Annotated in this window: 15 protein-coding genes and 2 pseudogenes; 5 read left to right on the plus strand and 12 right to left on the minus strand. The window is 66.5% G+C overall.

Annotated features, from left to right (window positions below):
- From JOY90_RS01400 to JOY90_RS01435, 8 genes are all read right to left on the minus strand, one after another.
- Window positions 1-774, minus strand: a 774-nt coding sequence (locus JOY90_RS01400; protein WP_291689387.1) for an ABC transporter ATP-binding protein, incomplete at its 3' end; no start/stop codon positions are given.
- 5 nt (window positions 775-779) lie between these two features.
- Entirely contained in the window at window positions 780-1,694 is a 915-nt protein-coding gene (locus JOY90_RS01405; protein ID WP_291689388.1) for an ABC transporter permease, read from the minus strand.
- Complete coding sequence (locus JOY90_RS01410) at window positions 1,691-2,707, minus strand: ABC transporter permease (RefSeq protein WP_291689389.1); 1,017 nt, start codon at window positions 2,705-2,707, stop codon at window positions 1,691-1,693. Before JOY90_RS01410 ends, JOY90_RS01405 begins: the two co-directional genes overlap by 4 nt.
- A gap of 523 nt (window positions 2,708-3,230) precedes the next feature.
- The gene (locus JOY90_RS01415; protein ID WP_291689390.1) at window positions 3,231-4,799 is read right to left on the minus strand and encodes an ABC transporter substrate-binding protein; all 1,569 of its coding nucleotides are present in this window, start codon (window positions 4,797-4,799) and stop codon (window positions 3,231-3,233) included.
- 46 nt (window positions 4,800-4,845) lie between these two features.
- Entirely contained in the window at window positions 4,846-5,628 is a 783-nt protein-coding gene (locus JOY90_RS01420) for a cyclase family protein (RefSeq protein ID WP_291689391.1), read from the minus strand.
- Window positions 5,629-5,641: 13 nt separating this feature from the next.
- Complete coding sequence (locus JOY90_RS01425; protein ID WP_291689392.1) at window positions 5,642-6,886, minus strand: SDR family oxidoreductase; 1,245 nt, start codon at window positions 6,884-6,886, stop codon at window positions 5,642-5,644.
- Window positions 6,883-8,064, minus strand: coding sequence for a thiolase family protein (locus JOY90_RS01430; RefSeq protein WP_291689393.1), 1,182 nt, complete (start codon window positions 8,062-8,064; stop codon window positions 6,883-6,885). Before JOY90_RS01430 ends, JOY90_RS01425 begins: the two co-directional genes overlap by 4 nt.
- Window positions 8,064-9,707 carry an AMP-binding protein gene (locus JOY90_RS01435; RefSeq protein WP_291689394.1) on the minus strand — a complete coding sequence of 548 codons (1,644 nt, stop codon included), beginning with the start codon at window positions 9,705-9,707 and terminating at the stop codon, window positions 8,064-8,066. Before JOY90_RS01435 ends, JOY90_RS01430 begins: the two co-directional genes overlap by 1 nt.
- Before the next feature lie 390 nt (window positions 9,708-10,097).
- Here JOY90_RS01435 and JOY90_RS01440 point away from each other — a divergent pair, with 390 nt between their 5' ends.
- Window positions 10,098-10,886, plus strand: a complete 789-nt coding sequence (locus JOY90_RS01440) for an aspartate/glutamate racemase family protein (protein ID WP_291689395.1) — start codon at window positions 10,098-10,100, stop codon at window positions 10,884-10,886.
- A 22-nt stretch (window positions 10,887-10,908) separates the two neighbouring features.
- Here the strand turns inward: JOY90_RS01440 and JOY90_RS01445 are convergent, their stop codons facing one another.
- Entirely contained in the window at window positions 10,909-11,727 is an 819-nt protein-coding gene (locus JOY90_RS01445; RefSeq protein ID WP_291689396.1) for an alpha/beta hydrolase, read from the minus strand.
- A gap of 86 nt (window positions 11,728-11,813) precedes the next feature.
- On the opposite strand from JOY90_RS01445, the gene JOY90_RS01450 reads away from it, so the two are divergent.
- Window positions 11,814-13,967, plus strand: a complete 2,154-nt coding sequence (locus JOY90_RS01450) for an indolepyruvate ferredoxin oxidoreductase subunit alpha (RefSeq protein WP_291689397.1) — start codon at window positions 11,814-11,816, stop codon at window positions 13,965-13,967.
- The gene (locus tag JOY90_RS01455; protein WP_291689398.1) at window positions 13,964-15,526 is read left to right on the plus strand and encodes an indolepyruvate oxidoreductase subunit beta family protein; all 1,563 of its coding nucleotides are present in this window, start codon (window positions 13,964-13,966) and stop codon (window positions 15,524-15,526) included. The genes JOY90_RS01450 and JOY90_RS01455 overlap by 4 nt, the downstream gene beginning before the upstream one ends.
- A 15-nt stretch (window positions 15,527-15,541) precedes the next feature.
- Here JOY90_RS01455 and JOY90_RS01460 read toward each other — a convergent pair whose 3' ends face one another.
- On the minus strand, window positions 15,542-16,048 hold the full coding sequence (locus tag JOY90_RS01460) for a MarR family winged helix-turn-helix transcriptional regulator (protein WP_291689399.1): 507 nt from the start codon (window positions 16,046-16,048) through the stop codon (window positions 15,542-15,544).
- Window positions 16,049-16,619: 571 nt separating this feature from the next.
- A complete protein-coding gene (locus tag JOY90_RS01465) occupies window positions 16,620-17,672 on the minus strand; it encodes an alpha/beta hydrolase (protein ID WP_291689400.1) in 1,053 nt (350 codons plus the stop codon).
- A gap of 258 nt (window positions 17,673-17,930) precedes the next feature.
- On the opposite strand from JOY90_RS01465, the gene JOY90_RS01470 reads away from it, so the two are divergent.
- Entirely contained in the window at window positions 17,931-18,356 is a 426-nt protein-coding gene (locus JOY90_RS01470; RefSeq protein ID WP_291689401.1) for an OsmC family protein, read from the plus strand.
- 39 nt (window positions 18,357-18,395) lie between these two features.
- A pseudogene (locus JOY90_RS01475) lies at window positions 18,396-19,190 on the plus strand (thiamine pyrophosphate-binding protein); the annotation flags it as partial.
- 9 nt (window positions 19,191-19,199) lie between these two features.
- On the opposite strand, the pseudogene JOY90_RS01480 reads toward JOY90_RS01475, so the two are convergent.
- Window positions 19,200-19,721, minus strand: a pseudogene (locus tag JOY90_RS01480) (polysaccharide deacetylase); the annotation flags it as partial.

The following is a 19,721-nucleotide window of genomic DNA, read 5'->3' on the forward strand; positions in this document are numbered from 1 at the left end:
CTGCACGTCGGGCGTCGCCTGGTCGAGCGCCCAGGTATAGGGATGGCGCGAGCGGCGCAGCACTTCGCGCGCGGGGCCATGTTCGACCTGCTCGCCGGCATAGAGCACGGCGATGTCGTCGCAGACATGCGCGGCGAGCCTGAGATCGTGGGTGATCAGCAGCATGGCCGTCTCGTGCTGGCGGCGCTGCTCGGCCAGCAGCCGCAGCACGTTGACTTGGCTCACCACGTCGAGCGCGGTGGTCGGCTCGTCGGCGACGATCAGCGAGGGATTGGCGACGAAGGCCATCGCGATCAGCACGCGCTGGCACTGGCCGCCGGAGAGCTCGTGCGGATAGCGCGCCAGCATCTCGGCGGGGGTCGGCAGGTGCACCGCGTCGAGCTGCCGCAGCATCAGCGCGCGCCGCTTGCCGGCGGCAATGCCGAGATGGGCGAGGTGCTCGTCAAAAGTCTGGCCGACGGTCAGCACGGGGTTCAGCGCGGTCAGCGGCTCCTGCGGAATGAAGGCGATGCGCCGTCCGAGCAGCGCGCGCCGGCGGGCGCGGTCGAGCGACAACAGGTCTGTGCCGTCGAAGACAACGCGGCCGCGCGTGACCTCGAAACGCTCGGGGATCTGGCCGGCGATGATGCGCCCGATCATGCTCTTGCCGGCGCCGGACTCGCCGACCAAGCCGAGCACTTTTCCACGCGGCAGCGCGATCGAGACGTCGCGCAGCAAGTCGACCTTGCGTCCACCGATGTCGGTCGAGAGCGTCAGATCGGTGATCGACAGCATGCGCGTCAGCCCTCGCGCTGCCTGAGCCGCGGGTCGAGCGCCACGCGCACGCCGTCGCCGAGCAGGTTGCAGGCCAGCACGGTGGTGATGATGCAGAATACCGGCACCAGCATGACCCAGACCGCGCTCTGCATGTCGTTGCGGGAATCCGCCAGCATCTGTCCCCAGGTGGTGATGTCCGACGGCACCGACAGGCCGATGAAGGACAGGGTGGCCTCGACCACGATGGCGATCCCCATCTCGATCGAGAACAGCGTGATCATCAGCGGCACCACGGCGGGCAGCACCTCGCGCAGCATGGTGCGCAGATGGCCGAAGCCGATCAATTGCGCCGCCAGCACGAAGTCGCGCCGGCGGGTCAGCAGCACGTCGGCGCGGACCACGCGGCAGAAGCGGGTCCAGTCTACCAGCACCACCGCCAGAATCACCTTGTCGACGCCGGTGCCGAGGCCGACCAGCAGGATCAGCGACAGCACCACCGGCGGGAACGACAGCCAGAGGTCGACGACGTAGGTGACGAGGCGATCGACGAGACCGCCGAAATAGCCGCCGACCAGCGCCAGCGCGCTGCCCAAGAGCATCGAGCCGAACGCGGCCGCGACCGCGACCGTCAGCGCCACCCGTGCGCCATAGATCGCGCGCGACAGCACGCAGCGGCCGAGCCCGTCGGTGCCGAGCGGAAACTCCATGCTGCCGTCCGCCGCCCACAGCGGCGGCGCCAGCATGTGCAGGAGGTCCTGGTCGAGCGGATCATGCGGCGCGATCCAGCGTGCGAAGATCGCAAGCACGGCGACCACCAGCAGGATGCCTCCGCCGACCCAGACCCGCGGCTGCCGCGCGAGCTGGCGCAGGGCGGCGCCGAGGCTCGACATTCGTTCGGCGCGCGGTGCAGCGACGGCGCTGAGGTCGGCTATGCTCACAGGTTCCTCATCCGCGGATTGAGCACCGCATAGAGCACGTCGACGACGATCGTGATCGAGAGCATCAGCACGCAGAAGATCAGGGCGATGCCCTGGATCAGCGGCAGGTCGTTGGCCTTGACCGCCTGCACCATCAGGTTGCCGATGCCGGGATAGCCGAAGATCATCTCCACCAGCAGCGCCCCGCCGAACAGGAAGCCGAACTGCACGCCGATCAGGGTGATGGTCGGCAGCGCCGCGTTCTTGAGGATGTGGCGCCACAGGATGCGGCCCTCGGACAGGCCGCGCAGCCGCGCCACCTCGACATGCGGCTCGGATGCGGCCTCGATCAGGCTCGAGCGCAGCACCCGGATCACCAGCGGCGCAAAGCCGAGCGCGAGCGCCAGCGCCGGCAGCACGAGATGGGAGAGGGCGCCGAGCCAGCCGCGAAACTGCCCTGTCAGCAGCAGGTCGATCAGCGCAAAGCCGGTGAGGCCGGGCAGCGTGACGTCGGGATCGACGCGGCCGCTGAACGGCAGCACCGGCCACAGCACGCCGAAGGCCACGATCAGCAGCAGGCTCCAGAGAAAGGACGGGATCGACTGCATCAGCGCGACCGCGAGATCCGCGGCGGTCTCGCGCCGGCGCCGGTACAGCACGAAAGCCAAAACCCCGCCGGGGATGCTGATCACGAGCGCCAGCACCAGTCCGGTCAAGGTGAGTTCCAGCGTCGCGGGCAGCGCCGCCATCATCAGATGCGCGACCGGCTGGCGGAAGTTGATGGATAGGCCGAGATTGCCGTTCAGCGCCGCCCATAGCCAGATCGCAAACTGCTGCGGGATCGGCTTGTCGAAGCCGAGCTGCTGCCGGAGCGCCGCGGCATCGGCCGGCGTGGCGGAGGCCGGCAGCAGCATCGCCAGCGGATCGGCGGGCAGGATGCGCAGCACGAAGAACACCACCAGCGACAACAGCAGCAGCGTCGGGATCGCCAGCACCAACCGCCGCAGCACGATGGCCGAGATGATCTGGAACATTAGAGTGGGATGGCCTTGGGATGAATTAGGTTGCCACGAATTCGGTTCACCTCTCCCCGCTCGCGGCAGGGCTATCGCATATGGAAAGAGCAGAGCGGTTGGGCTCACCCTCCCCTCGAGGGGGAGGGTCGGCACGCGATCGAGCGAAGCGAGATGCGTGCCGGGGTGGGGTGACGGTCTCTCCGTATCAGACAGTGTGCGCGCGGAAGCATCACCCCACCCCGGCTCCCATTCCGCTTCGCTTCATGTGAGCCGACCCTCCCCCTCCAGGGGAGGGTCGACCGGTCGTGCCGATGGCTCGAGCTCATATGCGATTGCCCTGCCGCTTGCGGGGAGAGGTCGGATCGCGCAGCGATCCGGGTGAGGGGGACTTTCCGCGAGTCCCGCTGCCGAAGCAGCCCCTCACCCCAGCCCTCTCCCCGTAAGAACGGGGCGAGGGAGCGCACCTCCGATGCTGCGCGACCAAACGTAATCTCATCATACACCAGCTCGTCGTATCGCCGTCAGCCGGCCACAGCCCAGCTCACTTGTACTTCATCTCCGCCGGCAGGACGTAGCCGTTGTCGAACAGCGTGGGCTCGAGCGCGGCGGAGTAGGCCACCGTGGTGATGCCCTGCAACAGCGGGATCGCCCATGATTTCTCCGAGGATTCGACATTCAGCGCCTTGTAGCCCGCGATGCGCTCGCTCTCGTTCACCTCGGTCATCAATTTGTCGATGCGCGGCGACAGCGACATGTCCTTCCAGGTCGAGAAGCGCAGGCGAGGATCGAAGATGCGGCCGGCATAATTCTCGGGATCGCCGGTGGCGTTGGCCCAGCTATAGAGCAGCGGGCCGGTGAGCTTGCCGTTCTGCGCCGCGTCCAGCAGCTTGGCCGAGGTCGTCTCCTCGATGGTGGCGTTGATGCCGACCGCCTTCCACATCTGCACGATGGCGCGCGCCATGTCGTAGTCGTTCGGGAACACGCCGTTGGTCGACAACAGCGTGAAGGACACGGGATTGGACGTGCTGAAGCCGGCGGCCTTCAACTCCTCGACGGCCTTGTTCTTGTCGTAGGGAAACTTGAAGTCCGGCACGTGGGATGGCGTGCCCTCGGGCGCCATCACCGACAGCGGCTTTGCCACGCCGGCGTAGAACGCCTTCGACAGCGCCTGCGTGTCGATCGAAAGGTGCATCGCGGTGCGCACATGGTCGTTGTCCATCGGCGGCACGTAGTTCGGGATGCGCAGCATGTAGACTTCGGAGAACGGGTAGATCCTGGTGACCAGCCCTTGCTTCTGCGAAAGCCGCTGCGCCTCGCGCACCGGCAGTTGTGCCGCAAAGCCGGCGCGGCCCGATTCGACCAGCGCGACCCGGGTCGCGGCCTCGGGCGTGATCTCGAAGATCACCTGCTTGATCGGCGGCACGCCGCCCCAATATTTGTCGAAGGCTTCGAGCACGATGCGCGAGCCGCGCTGGTGCTCGACCATCCGGTACGGTCCGGCGCCGATCGGCTTGGCGTTGAAGCCCTCGGGACCGACTTCAAGCATGTAGGCCTTGGGCACCACATAGCCGGTCAGGAAGGCGAGATAGATCGGCGCTGCCGGCGTCGGGCGGCTGAACACCATCACGCCCTTGGTCGGCGAGACCACCTCGATGTCGGCGACCGTGTTGAACATGCCGGCCACCACCAGCTTCTTGTCGGCCTTGGCGCGATCGGCCAGGCTGAACTTGACGTCCTCCATGGTGAGCCTGCTGCCGTCGTGGAACAGGATGTCGTCGCGCAGCGTGATCTCCAGCCGCGTCGCCTTGTCATCGACGAACTTCCATTCGGTGACCTGGCGCGGCGAGAGCTTGAGCTCGGGGGAATAGCGCAGCGGCGAGTCGAAGACGGTTTCGTAGAGATTCTGCGTCGCCGGGATCGACAACGCATTCGGATCCCAGGTCGGCACGTCGACCGGGTAGGCGATCGAGAGCGTCGCCTTGTCGCTGCCTTCTGCCCACGCCCACCGCGGCAGCATAGCGGCCAATCCAGCCGCCGCGCCGCCGAGGAGGACTTGCCGCCGGCCCGATCCGAACGGCGGCCATGCTACGAGCTCAACTTCGTCGGTCATATGACGCCTTTCATGATACGCGCATGGCGGCCACGGAATAGTCCGCTCACGCCTTCACCAGCGCGAGCACGCGGAGCGGGCTGCCGGAGCCCTGCTTGATCTTCAGCGGCGCGGCGACGATCACGGCGCCTTTCGGCGGCAACTGGTCGAGCCGGGTCAGGCATTGCAGGCCGTAGCGGCCCTTGCCGTGCATGTAGAAATGTGCCGGATAGGGCGGGTTGAAGTGATGCGCCTGGCCGGCGTCGGTGCCGATGGTCTCGGTACCGAAACCATGCACGTCGCGCTCCTCGACCAGCCATTTGACGACCTCCGGACCCGGGCCCGGCGTGTGCGCGCCGTCGTCGCGCAGGCCGGGATAATCGGCATACGACTTCTTCGACCAGTCGGTGCGCAGCAGCACCCAGCTTCCGGCCTCGATGCGGCCGTGCTTGGCCTCCCAGGCCTCGACGAAGGGAATGGTCAGGATGAAGTCGGCATTGTCGGCGGCTTCCTTCGAGCAGTCGAGGACCGCGGCCGGCGCGATGAATTTCGCCGGCGGAATGGTGTCGACCGCATTGTCCGGCAAATCCTTGCCGGACACCCAGTGGATCGGCGCATCGAAATGCGTCCCTGTATGCTCGCCGACCGTGAAATTGTTCCAGTACCAGGCCGGCCCGCGCGCATCGTAGCGCGAGATTTCCTCCATCCGGAACGGCGCGCATTGCCCGAATTCCGGCGGCAGCACGATGGTGGGGAATTCCGGCGACAGGGTCTGCGTCAGGTCGATGACGCGGATGGTCCCTGAGGCGATGGCATTGGCGAAAGCGAGAAGGTCAGGCGTCGTCGTCATGGTGGTCACCCTTTCAGTGTGAGCCGAGTTCTCGTTCGAGGGCTTTCGGATTGGTGTTGAGACGCTCGCGGACGTCCTGGGCGATGTCGCCGACGAAGATGTCCTCGAGCCCGTCCTGCAGCGCGGCGACCACGGCCCTCGCCAGCGCCGCGGGCGCGAGCTTGGGCGGCGGGACGGTCTGGTACCATTCGGTCTCGAGCGGGCCGAAGAAGGCGTTGAGCACCTTCACGCCGCCCGGCCGCAGCTCGGCGCGCAGGCACTGCGACGCCGACAGGCAGGCCGCTTCGGCAGCCGAGCTCGCACCATAGGCCGGCCAGTTCATCAGAGCATGGACGGAGAGCAGGTTGACGAAGGCAGTGGCGGAGTTCACGCCATCCGCGCCGCGAAAGCGCAGGGCGGGCCCAAAAGCCTGCGCCAGCCGCATCATGCCGAAATAGCGGATGTCGATCTCTTCGCGCGCGACGGAAAGATTGCCGCGCTCGATGATGCCGCCGGGACGGACATGCTCGGCGGTGTTGACGAGGATGTCGATGCGGCCGCCGTTCTGTGCCGCGAGCTCGGCAACCGACGCGGTGTCGGTGACGTCGAGCGGCACGACCTCGATGGGCGCGATGTTGCGGAGCTCGGCCTCGCCCGGAAACGGCTTCCAGGGATCGGCGATGCCGACGAAGACGGTGCTGGCGCCGGCCTCGGCGAACGCCTTGGCCATCGCCTGGCCGACCGCGTTGCGGCCGTCGCTGATCAGCACACGGCGGTATTGCGGATCGCAGGTCATCTCGCGCCAATGGCGATCGGCTTGCATGTGAGGCGTCTCCTGCGCTGGCAGCGCGAACATCACGGCCGAGCCGCTCTTGTCGAGCTTGAGCGTGAGCCGCACCCGCTCGCCCTCGACGGTATCGCCATGAAGATGGGCCACGATAGCAGGTCCGGCATCGAGCTGCACGGTGCCGATGCGCCAGGGCATCCGCTCGTGAAAATAGCGATCGGTCGAGATGCGGACCGTGGTTTCGGCGATCAGGCGCCCGTTCGGATCGATATTTTTGAATGGTAGCTTGGCCGAGAGGCAGCGCGGGCAGGCGTCGCGCGGCGGATAGAGGACATGGCCGCAGTCCGCGCAGACCTGCAACGCGAAGCGGCCTTCGGCGGCGGCGGCCGTCAATCCATGGGCGGTGCGGCTGCGCGCGCCCTGTGGCAGCAGGGGCAGGCGCGTGCGCGCGAGCGGATTTTTTCGTCGCGGGCGCGCAAGGGGCTCGCTCATGCCGCCCTCGCCAGCACCGCCGCGCAAGAGGCGAGCCCGCGGTCGTAATTGATCATGCCGAAGCCGGAGACCAGGCCGATCCGGGCGTTCGGCACCCGGCCGCCCGGCGCTGTGTCGGTCAGTTGCCCGATGGCCTCGACCAGCCCGAGATAGCCGCCGGCGGCGCCGGCCTGGCCTGTGGAGAGCTGGCCGCCTGAGGTGTTGTGGGGAAAGCTGCCGTCATTGGTGAAGGTGTGGCTGCGCACGAAGTCGGGCGCTTCGCCCTTGCCGCAGAAGCCGAGGTCCTCGAACTGCAGCATCGAGATCACGGGGTAGTCGTCGTAAGTCTCGACGAAGTCCACGCTGCCAGTATGCAAGCCCGCCATGGCCCAGAGCTCGCCGGCATCCATCGCCCAGCCGCCGCGGATCTGGATGGGGTCGTCCGGAAAGGCGTTATGCCGCTCGATGGTCGCGAGCACGCGGACATGCGTCCAGCCCTGCGCGCGCGCCGTTTCCTCGCGGCAGACCAGGAACGCTTCCGCGCCGGCACACGGCATCACGCAATCGAACAGATGGATGGGATCGGCGATCGGCCGCGCCGCGAGATAGGCGTCCAGCGTCAGCTTCTGCTTCATCAGCGCATGCGGCACCGACAGCGCATTGTCGCGCTGGGCGACGCAGAGCTTGCCAAAGTCCTCGCGCGTCGCGCCGAAGCGGTTCATGTAGTTCCTGGTGATGAGCGCAAAACTCGCATTCGGCCCGCCCGAGCCGTAAGGATACACCGCGTCCTGGGCGAAGCGCGAGAAGGTCGAGAGCGTCCGGCGGAAGGAATCGACATGGTTGGTGTCGGCACCGACACAGGCGACGAACTCGGCGTCGCCCGCCTGGACCGCGCGCGCGGCGCGGCGCAGCGCCACCACGCCGCTGGCGCCGCCGAGCGGGATGTGGTCGAGCCAGCGCGGCGACAGGCCGAGATGCTGGGTCAGGCCGATCGCGGTGTCGGGTCCTATGGTGAAGCTCGACAGCGCGAAGCCGTCGAGGTCCTGCGGCCGCAGTCCGGACTTCTTGACGAGCTCGCGCAGGGCGCGGCCGATCCACCATGCGGCGCTTTCCGTCGAATAGCGGCGATAGGGGATGGTGACGGGCTGGCAGGCGACCACGCCCTCATAGGAGCGGCGGGCGGAAGGCTGCCGTGGCATCAGGCCGCCACCCGTTTCTTCATCGCACGGGTGTCGATGCAGGACGGGCTCGCGAGCGAAGCGGCGACCAAGTCCTTCAGGCCGCCGCGCTGGATCTTCTGCGTCGAGGTCAGCGGCACCGTGTCGACGAAGGCCACATAGCCGGGCGCCTTGTAGTAGGCGAGGCGGGAAAGACTGAAGCGCACGATCTCTTCCGCCAGCGCGGCGCCGGGCGTGGCGTCGGGCGCGGCCACGACGCAGGCGAACACCTCGTCGCCGCGCAGCGGATCGGGCACCGGCGCCACCACGACCTGCCTGACCGAGGGATGCTGCATCAGCACCCCTTCCACCTCGACGGCGGAGATGTTCTCGCCGGAACGGCGGATCACGTTCTTCTTGCGGTCGATGAAGCGCAGCGAACCATCCCGGCTCCGCCTGACCACGTCGCCGGTATGAAACCAGCCGCCGCGCCAGGCTTCCGCGGTCGCCTCGGCGTCCTTCAGATAGTCGCGAAAGAAGCCGTAGCGCGGCTCCAAGCCGGCATGCCGCACCAACAGCTCGCCGGGCTCGTCGATGGCGGCTTCGCGCCCGTGGTCGGCGACGATGCGCGTCTCCAGTCCGTCACGCGGCCGGCCGAAGCAGCGGGTGCCGACATGGCGTGGTTCCTGTGACGCGACGACCACGGCGCCGGCGCCGGTCTCGGTCATCGCCCAGGCTTCGATCAGCGGAAAACCGAACCGGGCCTCGAACGCTGCGTGCAGCGCCGGATCGACCCCGGCGCCGAAGCCGAAGCGCACCGCATGGGCCTTGTCCCGCGGGCTCTCCGACGCGCCCATCAGCATCGGCGGCATCACGCCGAGATAGTGCACGATGGTGGCGCGGCTCTCGCGGACGGAGTCCCACCAGCTCTTCGGGTGAAAGCGATCGAGCACGGTCAGACAGCCGCCTACGGTCACCATCGCCATGGCGGAGTAGGCCATCGCGTTCATGTGGAAGACCGGCAGGGGCGTCAGCATGCGCTCCTCGCCCGGCCGCATCGCGATCAGGCCGCCGATCTCTGCATACCAATGGCCGGCATAGAGGAAATACTCGTTCGCCAGCACGCAGCCCTTCGGGCGCCCTGTCGTGCCCGATGTATAGAGCAGCGCGCATTCGCTGTCGCGATCAGGCGCGCCCACCTTCGGCGGCAACACGGTGATCGCGGCCGGCGCATCATTCGGGCCGAAAATGGGAAGGCTTCGGCCGATCGAAGTGGCCGCGGCGGCGATATCGCGATGCCGGGATGGGATGGCAAGCGCCGCCACCATCTCGGAATGGCCGATCAGATATTCGAGCTCGGCCGCGCGCATGTCCGGATTGATCGGGACCAGCGAGACGCCAAGCGAATTGAGCGCAAACCAATGGAGAAAGAAATCGGGCCGGTTCTCCAGGAGAACGCCGACGCGATGGCCATGCCCATATCCGGCGGCGAGATAGGCGTTCGCGATGCGTGTGACGGCCGCCTGCGCCTCGGCGTAGCCAATGTCTCCTGGCGCGATGTCATAGATCGCGGCAGTCGCAGCCGCCACGCCGAGGAAAGGTCGGTGCGAATACCGTTCGGCGGCCGACTTGAAGGCCGCGAAGACCGTGTCCGGACCAGCCGGCAGATGCACCGCTACCGCCATGATGATGCGTCGACCGATCTCCGCTTCACGATGCGGTGACCTTAGGTCCCAATGCGTGGCGCGTCAACGGAGCGGCAAAGCGTGCGGGCAAATTATATGCGTATGCATATTTTATTCGGAGTGACGGCGCATGAGCGCACCGCTTCCGTCCAGATTGTCCCGCGCGTGCGCCGCGTCGCGCAATTTGCTGATATTCGCAGCTTCGTGCCGCCTCCTTGAGCGACGCGCATGCGGTATCTCAGGAGCGCAGTTGCCGGCTGTCACAATAGGCCGGTCGATCATGATTGATATGCGAATGCATATGTTTAGATTTCAAGCAATACAGCTTGGCTCGCTCCTGCTCCCGTCTCGGTCCAGCTTCATGGGGAGCATGGATGAGGAAAGTGTCAAATGCGCATCCTGTGGCTGAGCTTCGTCGATGCCGCGCAGAACGCGCCCTATTTCGAGCGCCTGTCTTCCTATCTCAACGGTATCGCGGCGCCGGGAACGACGGTTGACGTCGCGGGCACGTCGCCGCCCGATCGTGATTTCGGCCGCCTCACCGAGTTTCGCTGCGCGGCGCTCGCGATCGATCGCTGCATCGAGGCGGTCGGGCAAGGCTACGACGCGTTCGTGATGGGTCATTTCCAGGACCCCGGGCTCTACGAGGCGCGCTCGGCCGTGCGGATTCCGGTGGTCGGCGCCGGCGAGGCGACGCTGCACTTCGCGGCCCAGCTCGGACGGCGCCTGGCGCTGGTCTCGATCGATCCCGTGTTCGAGGTCTATCATTACGAGCAGGCGGAGCGGTACGGCCTGCGTGACCGCATCAGCGGCGTGATCGGGCTCGGCTTCCTGCCGTCGGATTTCAACCCGGCCTTCGCCGGCGACGAGGCGGCGCTGGCGCGGATGCGGGCGATCTTCGACGAGAAGGCGGCGCCGCTGGTCGCGGCCGGCGCCGACGTCGTGATTCCGGCCGGCGTGCTGCCGGCGCTGCTGTTGTGCCGGCAGCGGGGCTACAAGATCGGCCATGCGCCGGTGGTCAATTGTGCAGCGGTCGCCCTCAAGACGGCGGAGATGGCGGTGGCGCTACGCGAGCTAGAGGGGCTCGAGCCGAGCCGCGGCCCGAGCTTCGCGCTGGCGCCGGAACGTGCTGTCGCCGATTTCCGAAAATTCGTCGCGCGGGGACGGCAGGATGATTGAACATCCGTCAGCGGCGCGGATTTCAGGTCCGCAAGATCGGCTCGAGAAAATCCAGCGTGATCCGGGCGAACACGTCCGGCATCTGGTCCGGGAACGGCACCATGCCGCCCACGATCTCGACCAGCTTCGCGCCGGCGATGGCGCCAGCGACCTTGGCCGCGACCGGATGGGCATGCGGGTCGGCGGTCGGCGCGATCACCAGCGTCGGGCAGCACACCAGCGGCAGGCGTGTCTCCATCACGTAGCGGTCGACGACGCGGTGTCCCTCGGCGGCCAGGCGGCCGGCCTTCAGCGCGTCGACGATGAACCGTTGCAGCAGGTCGGTGTCTTCGGCCGGATAGAACGGCTGGCGCATCTGCCAGAGCGTGAGCAGATGCGAGCCATTGCTGGCCGGGCTGACCTCGTCGATTATCTTCTTGCCTGGCGCCGCAGCGCGCCGCACCGCATCAACATAGGGCGAGGCCGACAGGACGAGCGCGCGAACCCGTTCCGGCCGCGACGCCGCCATCTCGACCGCGATCGCCGCGCCAGTGTGATGGCCGGCAATGGCGGCCTTCTCCATGCCGAGCGCATCCAGCAGGTCGAAGGCGCAGGCCGCCCAGGACTCGATCGAGTCCTCGCCTTCGGGCAGCGCCTCGGAATCGCCGAAGCCGACCGTATCCATCGCGATGGCGCAACAGCGTTGCCCGAGCAGCGGCAGTGCGTCGCGGAATTCGTCCCAGGACCGCGGCGTCTGGTGCAGCAGGAGCAGCGGCGTGCCGCTGCCGGCGATGGCGACATGGATGCGGGCACGCGGTGTCGCGACGAAACGGCGCTCGGTGGGCGGAAGTTGGCTCGACATGGCTGTGCCGAAACTAAGTGTTGCAAACGAGCGTTATCAATCCATGCTTGGGCCGGCAAGCGTCAGGTACGAAGCGGGAGGCTGTGATGGCTGAACGGTCATTCGAACGCGAGGTCCAGGACCTCAAGCTCGGCGCCGGCGAGGTGTTTCACGGCGAGGGCATCCTCGCAGTCACCAAGGCGCTGCTGCAATCCGGCGTCTCCTATGTCGGCGGCTATCAGGGCGCGCCGATCTCGCACCTGATGGACGTGCTCGCCGACGCCAAGGACGTGATGGAAGAACTCGGCGTCCATTTCGAGACCTCGGCCTCGGAGGCGGCGGCCACTGCGATGCTGTCGGCCTCGGTGATGTATCCGGTGCGCGGCGCCGTGACCTTCAAGTCGACCGCCGGCACCAACGTCGCCTCCGATGCGCTGTCCAACCTGTCGTCCGGCGGCGTGACCGGCGGTGCACTGATCATCATCGGCGAGGATTTCGGCGAGGGCTCCTCCATCATGCAGGAGCGCTCGCACGCCTTCGCCATGAAGTCGCAGGTCTGGCTGCTCGATCCGCGGCCGAACCTGCCGTCGATCGTCAAAGCCGTGGAGGACGGTTTTGAGCTCTCGGAGGCGTCCTCGACGCCCGTCATGCTCGAGGTGCGTATCCGCGCCTGCCACGTCCGCGGCCAGTTCGTGGCCAAGGACAACCAGAAGCCGAGGCACACGCTGCGTGAAGCGCTGGAAAACCCGGTGCGCGACGTCAACCGCATCGTGCTGCCGCCGGCGAGCTTCCTGCAGGAAAAGGACAAGCTGGAGCGGCGCTGGCCGGCGGCGGTCGAGTTCATCAAGCAGCGGAAGCTCAACGAATTGTTCGGGCCCGCCGAAGGCGAGATCGGCATCGTGATGCTGGGCGGCATGTACAACTCGGTGATGCGCGCATTGCAGCAGTTGGGGCTTGCGGATGTCTACGGCTGCTCGCTGGTGCCGCTCTATGTCATGAACGTCGCCTATCCCCTGATCGACGATGAGCTGGTGGCGTTCTGCGCCGGCAAGACCGCGGTGCTGATGGTCGAGGAGGGCGCCCCCGAATATATCGAGCAGGCGCTGAACACCATTCTGCGCCGGCGCGACCTCCAGACGAAGGTCAGCGGCAAGGACGTGTTGCCGATGGGCGGCGAATATACCGCGCCGGTGCTGGTCAAGGGATTGCAACAGTTCATCGGGCAACATGCCCGCCTCCTGCTGCGCAACCAGCCGCCGGTGCCGGACCCGAGCCCGGTGCTGAACGATCCGAAGGTGAAGGCGCTGGCGGCGACCGTGCCGCAGCGTCCGCCGGGCTTCTGCACCGGCTGTCCGGAACGCCCGATCTTCGCGGCGATGAAGCTGGTCGAGCAGGAACTCGGTCCGCACCACGTCTCCGCCGACATCGGCTGCCATTTGTTCTCGATCCTGCCGCCGTTCAACATCGGCGGCACGACGATGGGCTACGGTCTCGGCCCCGCGTCGGCCTCGGCCTTCAACGTGCCGGCCGGCAAGCGCTCGATCGCTGTCATGGGCGATGGCGGCTTCTGGCACAACGGGCTTGCCTCGTCGGTCGGCAACGCCGTGTTCAACAAGCAGGACGGCGTCATTCTGGTCGTCGACAATTATTATTCGGCGGCGACCGGCGGCCAGGACATCATGTCGTCACGCGCGCAGAACCCGCGCCGCAAGACCAACAACTCGATCGTGAATGCCGTGAAGGGGATCGGGGCGGAATGGGTGCGGCAGATCGACCGGACCTATGACGTCGCGAAAGTACGCGACACCTTGCGCGAGGCGCTGACGACGGAGCAGAAAGGACCGAAGATCATCGTCGCGTCCTCGGAATGCATGCTGAACAAGCAGCGCCGCGTGCGGCCGCAGTTTTTCAAGGCCGTCAAGGACGGCCGGCGCATGGTGAAGGAACGGTTCGGCGTCGACGAGGACGTCTGCACCGGTGACCATGCCTGCATCCGCCTCTCCGGCTGCCCGTCGCTGTCGGTCAAGCACACCGACGATCCGTTGAAGGACGATCCGGTTGCCGCCATCGACAATGGCTGCGTCGGCTGCGGCAATTGCGGCGAGGTGTCGGAAGCCGCGGCGCTGTGCCCGTCGTTCTATCGCGCCGACATCATCCATAATCCGAGCGGGCTGGACCGCCTGATCTACCGGATGCGCCGAGCGGTGATCGGCTGGCTGCAGCGCCGGCGCGACGCCACGCGGATCGCGTTCGCCGATTGAAGGAGGCTGTCATCGACCAGCCCGTGACCAGCACGGCGCGGCTCTCGCCGCTGAAACCGCTCAGCATCGCCGTTCTGGCGATGGGCGGCCAGGGCGGCGGCGTGCTCACGGACTGGATCGTGGAGCTGGCGGAAGCCCAAGGCTGGGCGGCGCAATCGACCTCGGTGCCCGGCGTGGCGCAGCGGACCGGCGCCACGATCTACTACATCGAGATGCTGCAGGCGCGGAGCGGCGTGCCGCCGATCCTGTCGTTGATGCCGACGCCCGGCGATGTCGACATCGTGCTGGCCGCGGAGATGATGGAAGCCGGCCGCTCGATCCTGCGCGGCCTCGTCACGCCGGACAAGACCGTGCTGATCGCCTCGACACACCGCGCCTTCGCGATCAGCGAGAAGGTCGCGCCCGGCGACGGCATCGGCAATTCGGCGACGGTGATCGATGCGGCCGATTTCGCCGCGAAGAAGACCATCGCCTTCGACATGGAGACGCTGGCGAGCCGGAACGGCAGCGTGATCTCGGCGGCGCTGTTCGGCGCGCTCGCGGCGGCCGGCGTGCTGCCGTTCGACAAGGCTGCGTTCGAGGCCACCATCACGGCGGGCGGGCGGGGCGTGGACGCAAGCCTCAAGGCGTTCAACGCGGCGTTCGATCGCACCCGGCAATCGCCGCGGGATGCGGTCGCCGCCGCACCAGGCAAGCGCTTCGATGCGCTGCCTGCGCGGGTGGAAAATCCGGAGCTGGATCGGCTGGTCGGCCGCATCCGCGCCGAGTTTCCGGAGATCGCCCACGGCTTCCTGTTCGCCGGGGTGAAGCGGCTGGTCGACTTCCAGGACCCGGCCTATGCGGCCGAATATCTCGATCGGCTCGGCGCGCTGCTCGGATTGGACCGCGGCAATGGTGGAGACGCGAAGGCGTTTGCCTTCACGGTGCAAGCCGCAAAACATGTCGCGATCGCGATGGCCTATGACGACGTGATCCGGGTCGCCGACCTCAAGGTCCGCGGCTCGCGATTTGCGCGGGTGCGCGCCGAGGTCGGCGCCAAGGACGACCAGATCGTCTACACCACCGAATACATGCATCCGCGCATGGCGGAGGTCTGCGGCACGCTGCCGAAACGGCTCGGCGAGTGGATCGAGCAGCGGCCAAAACTGTTTGCGCGCCTTGATCGATGGATCAACCAGGGCCGCCGCGTCCGCACCGGCACGGTGTTCTGGTTCGTCGGGCTCTATCTCGTCTCGGCATTGCGCGGCAGGCGCCGCGGCACGCTGCGGCACCATCGCGAAACGCTGCACCGCGAGGCGTGGCTCGCGGCCGCGACGGGACTGTTATCATCGAACTACGATCTCGCCGCCGAGACGCTGGAGTGCCGTCGCCTCGTCAAGGGTTATTCGGATACGCATGCGCGGGGGATGTCGAAGTTCGACCGGGTGATGGCCGTACTGCCGCTGCTCGCCTCGCGGCAGGACGGCGCCGAGTGGATGCGGCGGCTGCGTCAGGCGGCACTGATGGACGAGCAGGGCATCGCGCTCGACGGCGCATTGAAGACGGTGGCGACACTGTAGGGATTTCGGGAGTGCTCAGATCTCGTGCTTGCGGACGTTGCGCAGCACCTTCTGCAGCGTGCCGAGGAAGTTCCGATACTCGTCCTCCTCGATGCCGTCGAACATCTGCAGCAGCATGTGGTACATGGTCGGCCAGACCTTCTCGAAGGCGCTGCGTCCCTTCGGCGTGATGCTGACGTCGCGGACCCGCATGTCGTCGGCGCGCGGCTGGCGGCGGATGTAACCCTGCTCCTCCAGCGCGTCCAGCGTCCGGCTCATGGTGGACTGCTCGGTGACGGCAAACACCGATAGCTCGTTGATGGTGAGCGACGACGACACGCTGAGCACGGCGAGCGCGCGCATCTTGGCCGTCGACATGTCGAAGTCCTTCAGACCGTCCAGAATGTTGGTGTTCCAGCGCGACATCAGGCGGTTCATCAGATAGGGCGCGAAATTGTTGAGCCCGATTTCGCCGAGGCTGGGCACCGGCTCTTCGTCTCCCGAATGGCTGTGCAATACGCTTCCGGAAAACCGATCCGCCATTATCACTCCTGGAATCCAAAAAATTGCTTCTGTGACTCAAACAGACAATTGACACCGCTTGCAACGGTTTGCTGGGGCCGTAAAAACCTCAGTATCCGAAGGGTTGATCATATCCCTTGAAACAACTGGCTGCACCGATGATTCTGCGACCGAACGCGCGATCCGTGCACGTCGGCCGGACGTCGTTTCCGGCCATCGATCATTAAAGCAGAATTATGATCAAAATACTTTACGGCACCGTACGTGGCGGCATCTTGGTGGCCAAAGAACGATAAACGGTGAACCCGCAAGCCGTGGCGCCGAAGGGAGGATCGCGAATGCGTTTGCCCCGGTCGGGTTGGGCCATCCCGGAATTGGATCACGGCCGCGCTGTTTCGTGCGCAGGGTGCGGACCGGCCGAATCCTGCGCTCACCTAGTCAGAGCCGAACGCACGAGCGAAGCCGCCAAGGGCCGGGCATGACCGGCGCGATCGCCCTCGTCCTCGCAGGACGGCGTGATCAGCCAGCCAGCGACCGCGCCGCCACGTCGATGGCGGCCACGACTTGATCTGAGGTCGCGGCTGCCGAGAGATCAGCTCTCGGCCATGACGTCGATCACGGCCTCCGCGAAGGCCTGCGGCGCTTCCTGCGGCAGGTTGTGCCCGATGCCACCTTCGATGGTCCGGTGCGAGTATTTGCCGGAGAACATCCGGGCATAGGCCGCGGGCGGCGGATGCGGTGCGCCGTTGGCGTCGCCTTCCATGGTGATGGTGGGCACGGCGATGACGGGACCCTGGGCCAGGCGCTTCTCCACGTCGTCGTAGCGTGCCTCGCCCTCGGCGAGACCGAGCCGCCAGCGGTAATTGTGGATCACGATCGCGACGTGATCCGGATTGTCGAACGCCTTGGCGCTGCGTTCGAAGGTGGCGTCGTCGAACTGCCATTTCGGCGAGGCGAGCTGCCAGATCAATTTGGAAAACTCGCGCCGGTATTTCTGGTAGCCGGCGCGGCCGCGCTCGGTCGCGAAATAGAATTGATACCACCATTGCAGCTCCGCGTTCGGCGGCAGCGGCTGCTTGCCGGCGTCCTGGCTGCCGATCAGATAACCGCTCACCGAGACCAGCCCGCGGCAGCGCTCCGGCCACAGCGCGGCCACGATGTCGGCCGTCCGCGCGCCCCAGTCGAATCCCGCCAGCGTCGCCTTGTCGATCTTGAGCGCGTCCATCAGCGCGATGGTGTCGAGAGCGATCGCCGACGGCTGGCCGTTGCGGAAGGTGGAGTCGGACAGGAAACGCGTCGTGCCGTAGCCACGCAAATACGGGACGATCACGCGATGACCTTCGGCGGCGAGCACGGGCGCGACGTCGACGAAGCTGTGGATGTCGTAGGGCCAGCCGTGCAGCAGAATGACGGGTGGTCCGTCGGCAGGTCCTGCCTCGGCGTAGCCGACGTTCAGAAGTCCGGCATCGATCTGCTTCAGCGACGCGAAGGACGTGTTGGTCCCGGGCTTGACGGTGAGGGCTGGCCTGTTCGGCCTCGCCGATTGCGCCTCGGCAGAGCCGTCCAGCGCGAGGTGGCTCGCGGCGACGGTCATGGCCGCAGCCCCGATGAACCGTCGGCGACTATGATCGATGACGTCAGGCATGGCTCTCCTCCTGTCGATGATTGAACGGCTGCAAGCCAGTCGCATGTCCGGTCAGGTGCATGAAAGCAGGGCGCACCGCCCGTCAAATGTTGTTAAAGCTTGTGAGCGGGATCATGGCTTCAACGTCAGCCTGCCACCATCAAGGTCGCGATCAATCTCTTGTGAGTCGTGCGCTCCCGAAAGACTGGCCAATGCAAACGTGTTGAAGCGACAGGTGCGATCCTTAGATGTGCGGGGCAACGGGGCAAGGAGACCGACATGATCCGCAAGGCAAAGGCAGTCTGGCAGGGAACCGGCCGCGCCGGCAGCGGCCATCTTTCGAGCGATTCCGGCGTGCTGTCGCAGACGCCGTACTCGTTCAAGACGCGCTTCGAGAACGAGAAGGGCACCAATCCGGAGGAGCTGATCGCGGCGGCGCATGCCGGCTGCTTCACCATGGCGCTGGCCTTCGCGCTGCAGGCCGCCAGCTTCACACCCACCGAGCTCTCCACCGAGGCCGCCGTGACGCTGGAGCCGGAAGGGCAGGGATTCCGCATCAGCCGCTCGGCGCTGACCCTGCGCGGCAAGGTGCCGAACCTCGACGAGGCGACGTTCGCCCGCCTGGCCGGCGAAGCGGAGAAGAACTGTCCGGTTTCAAAAGTGCTCAATGCCACCATCACACTCGACGCCAAGCTGGTGCAGTGAGACGTCGAGAGCCGAAACCGGCATTTGCTGGAGACCGTGATGGCAATCCGAAACGTAGCCGATCTGCTCGTCGCGACGATGGAGCAGGCCGGCGTAGAGCGAATCTACGGAATCGTCGGTGACAGCCTGAACGGCCTCACGGAGGCACTGCGGAGCCGGGGCACCATCGCGTGGGTGCATGTGCGGCACGAGGAAGTGGCCGCCTTCGCCGCTGCCGGCGAAGCGCAAATGACCGGCAAGCTGGCGGTCTGCGCCGGCTCCTGCGGCCCCGGCAATCTGCATCTCATCAACGGGCTGTTCGACGCGCATCGCAGCCGCGTGCCGGTGCCCGCGATTGCGGCCCAGATCCCGTCGGCCGAGATCGGGGGCGGGTATTTCCAGGAGACGCATCCGCAGACCCTGTTCGGGGAGTGCAGCCATTATTGCGAGCTCGTCTCCGATGTGAGCCAGCTTCCTTATCTCCTGGAGAACGCGATCCGCGCGGCGGTTCAACAATGGCGTGCTCCGCTTCGTCGCGCTGGAGATGAAAGCCGCGGGCTTCGTCTACACCGGCGTCGACCTGCAAAATCCGGACTTCGCCGCGATGGCGCGCGCCATGGGCCTGTTCGCGCGCCGGGTCGAGGATCCCGGCGAGTTGCCGGGGGCGATGAAGGAGATGCTTGACCATGACGGGCCCGCGCTTCTGGACGTCGTCACCGCCAAGCAGGAGCTTTCGATGCCGCCGACCATCACGGCGGAGCAGGTCAAGGGATTCAGCCTCTGGTGCTGCGTGCGGTGATGAACGGCCGCGGCGACGAGGTGGTCGATCTGGCGAGGACCAACCTGCTGCCGCGCCGAGCGCCGTCAGCGGTCCACTTCGGCTGCGCCACGATACCAGTCGTAGATCTGCTCGCCGTTCCAGTGCAGCACGCCCTCGAACCGGTTGACATAGTCGTAGATCGCCGCGAGCGGCTTGATGCGGAACGGCTGGCCGCTGATATAGGGGTGGATGGCGATCGCCATGAACTTGGCGCGGTGCTTTCCCTCCTCGTAGAGCTGGTGGAAGGCCTCGATCGCGCGCTTGTAGAGATGGTCGCTCTCGTGGTGCTGCACCAGCATCATCGGGATGTCGTTGAGCTCGACCGTATAGGGCAGGGTGACCAGCGGGCCGTTGGCGGTCCCGATGACGGTCGGCTCGTCGTCATGGACCCAGTCGCCGATATATTTCACACCGGCCTCGACCAGCAGCTCGGGCGTCTCCAGCGTCTGGGTCAGGCCCGGGCCGAGCCAGCCGATCGGCCGTTTGCCGGTGAACTTCTCCAACAGGTCCATGCTGCGATGGATCATCGCTCTCTGGTCGGCTTCCTTGTGGATCGGCCCCTGCTC

Source organism: Bradyrhizobium sp. (genome assembly GCF_019242285.1).
Classification (GTDB): Bacteria; Pseudomonadota; Alphaproteobacteria; order Rhizobiales; family Xanthobacteraceae; genus Bradyrhizobium.

What these genes read in the sequence shown, in the direction of transcription:
- JOY90_RS01410 (WP_291689389.1), bottom strand. Translation starts at nt 2,707, where the DNA reads ATGTTCCAGATCATCTCGGCCATCGTGCTGCGGCGGTTGGTGCTGGCG.
- JOY90_RS01415 (WP_291689390.1), bottom strand. Translation starts at nt 4,799, where the DNA reads ATGACCGACGAAGTTGAGCTCGTAGCATGGCCGCCGTTCGGATCGGGC.
- JOY90_RS01420 (WP_291689391.1), bottom strand. Translation starts at nt 5,628, where the DNA reads ATGACGACGACGCCTGACCTTCTCGCTTTCGCCAATGCCATCGCCTCA.
- JOY90_RS01425 (WP_291689392.1), bottom strand. Translation starts at nt 6,886, where the DNA reads ATGAGCGAGCCCCTTGCGCGCCCGCGACGAAAAAATCCGCTCGCGCGC.
- JOY90_RS01430 (WP_291689393.1), bottom strand. Translation starts at nt 8,064, where the DNA reads ATGCCACGGCAGCCTTCCGCCCGCCGCTCCTATGAGGGCGTGGTCGCC.
- JOY90_RS01435 (WP_291689394.1), bottom strand. Translation starts at nt 9,707, where the DNA reads ATGGCGGTAGCGGTGCATCTGCCGGCTGGTCCGGACACGGTCTTCGCG.
- JOY90_RS01440 (WP_291689395.1), top strand. Translation starts at nt 10,098, where the DNA reads ATGCGCATCCTGTGGCTGAGCTTCGTCGATGCCGCGCAGAACGCGCCC.
- JOY90_RS01445 (WP_291689396.1), bottom strand. Translation starts at nt 11,727, where the DNA reads ATGTCGAGCCAACTTCCGCCCACCGAGCGCCGTTTCGTCGCGACACCG.
- JOY90_RS01450 (WP_291689397.1), top strand. Translation starts at nt 11,814, where the DNA reads ATGGCTGAACGGTCATTCGAACGCGAGGTCCAGGACCTCAAGCTCGGC.
- JOY90_RS01460 (WP_291689399.1), bottom strand. Translation starts at nt 16,048, where the DNA reads ATGGCGGATCGGTTTTCCGGAAGCGTATTGCACAGCCATTCGGGAGAC.
- JOY90_RS01465 (WP_291689400.1), bottom strand. Translation starts at nt 17,672, where the DNA reads ATGCCTGACGTCATCGATCATAGTCGCCGACGGTTCATCGGGGCTGCG.
- JOY90_RS01470 (WP_291689401.1), top strand. Translation starts at nt 17,931, where the DNA reads ATGATCCGCAAGGCAAAGGCAGTCTGGCAGGGAACCGGCCGCGCCGGC.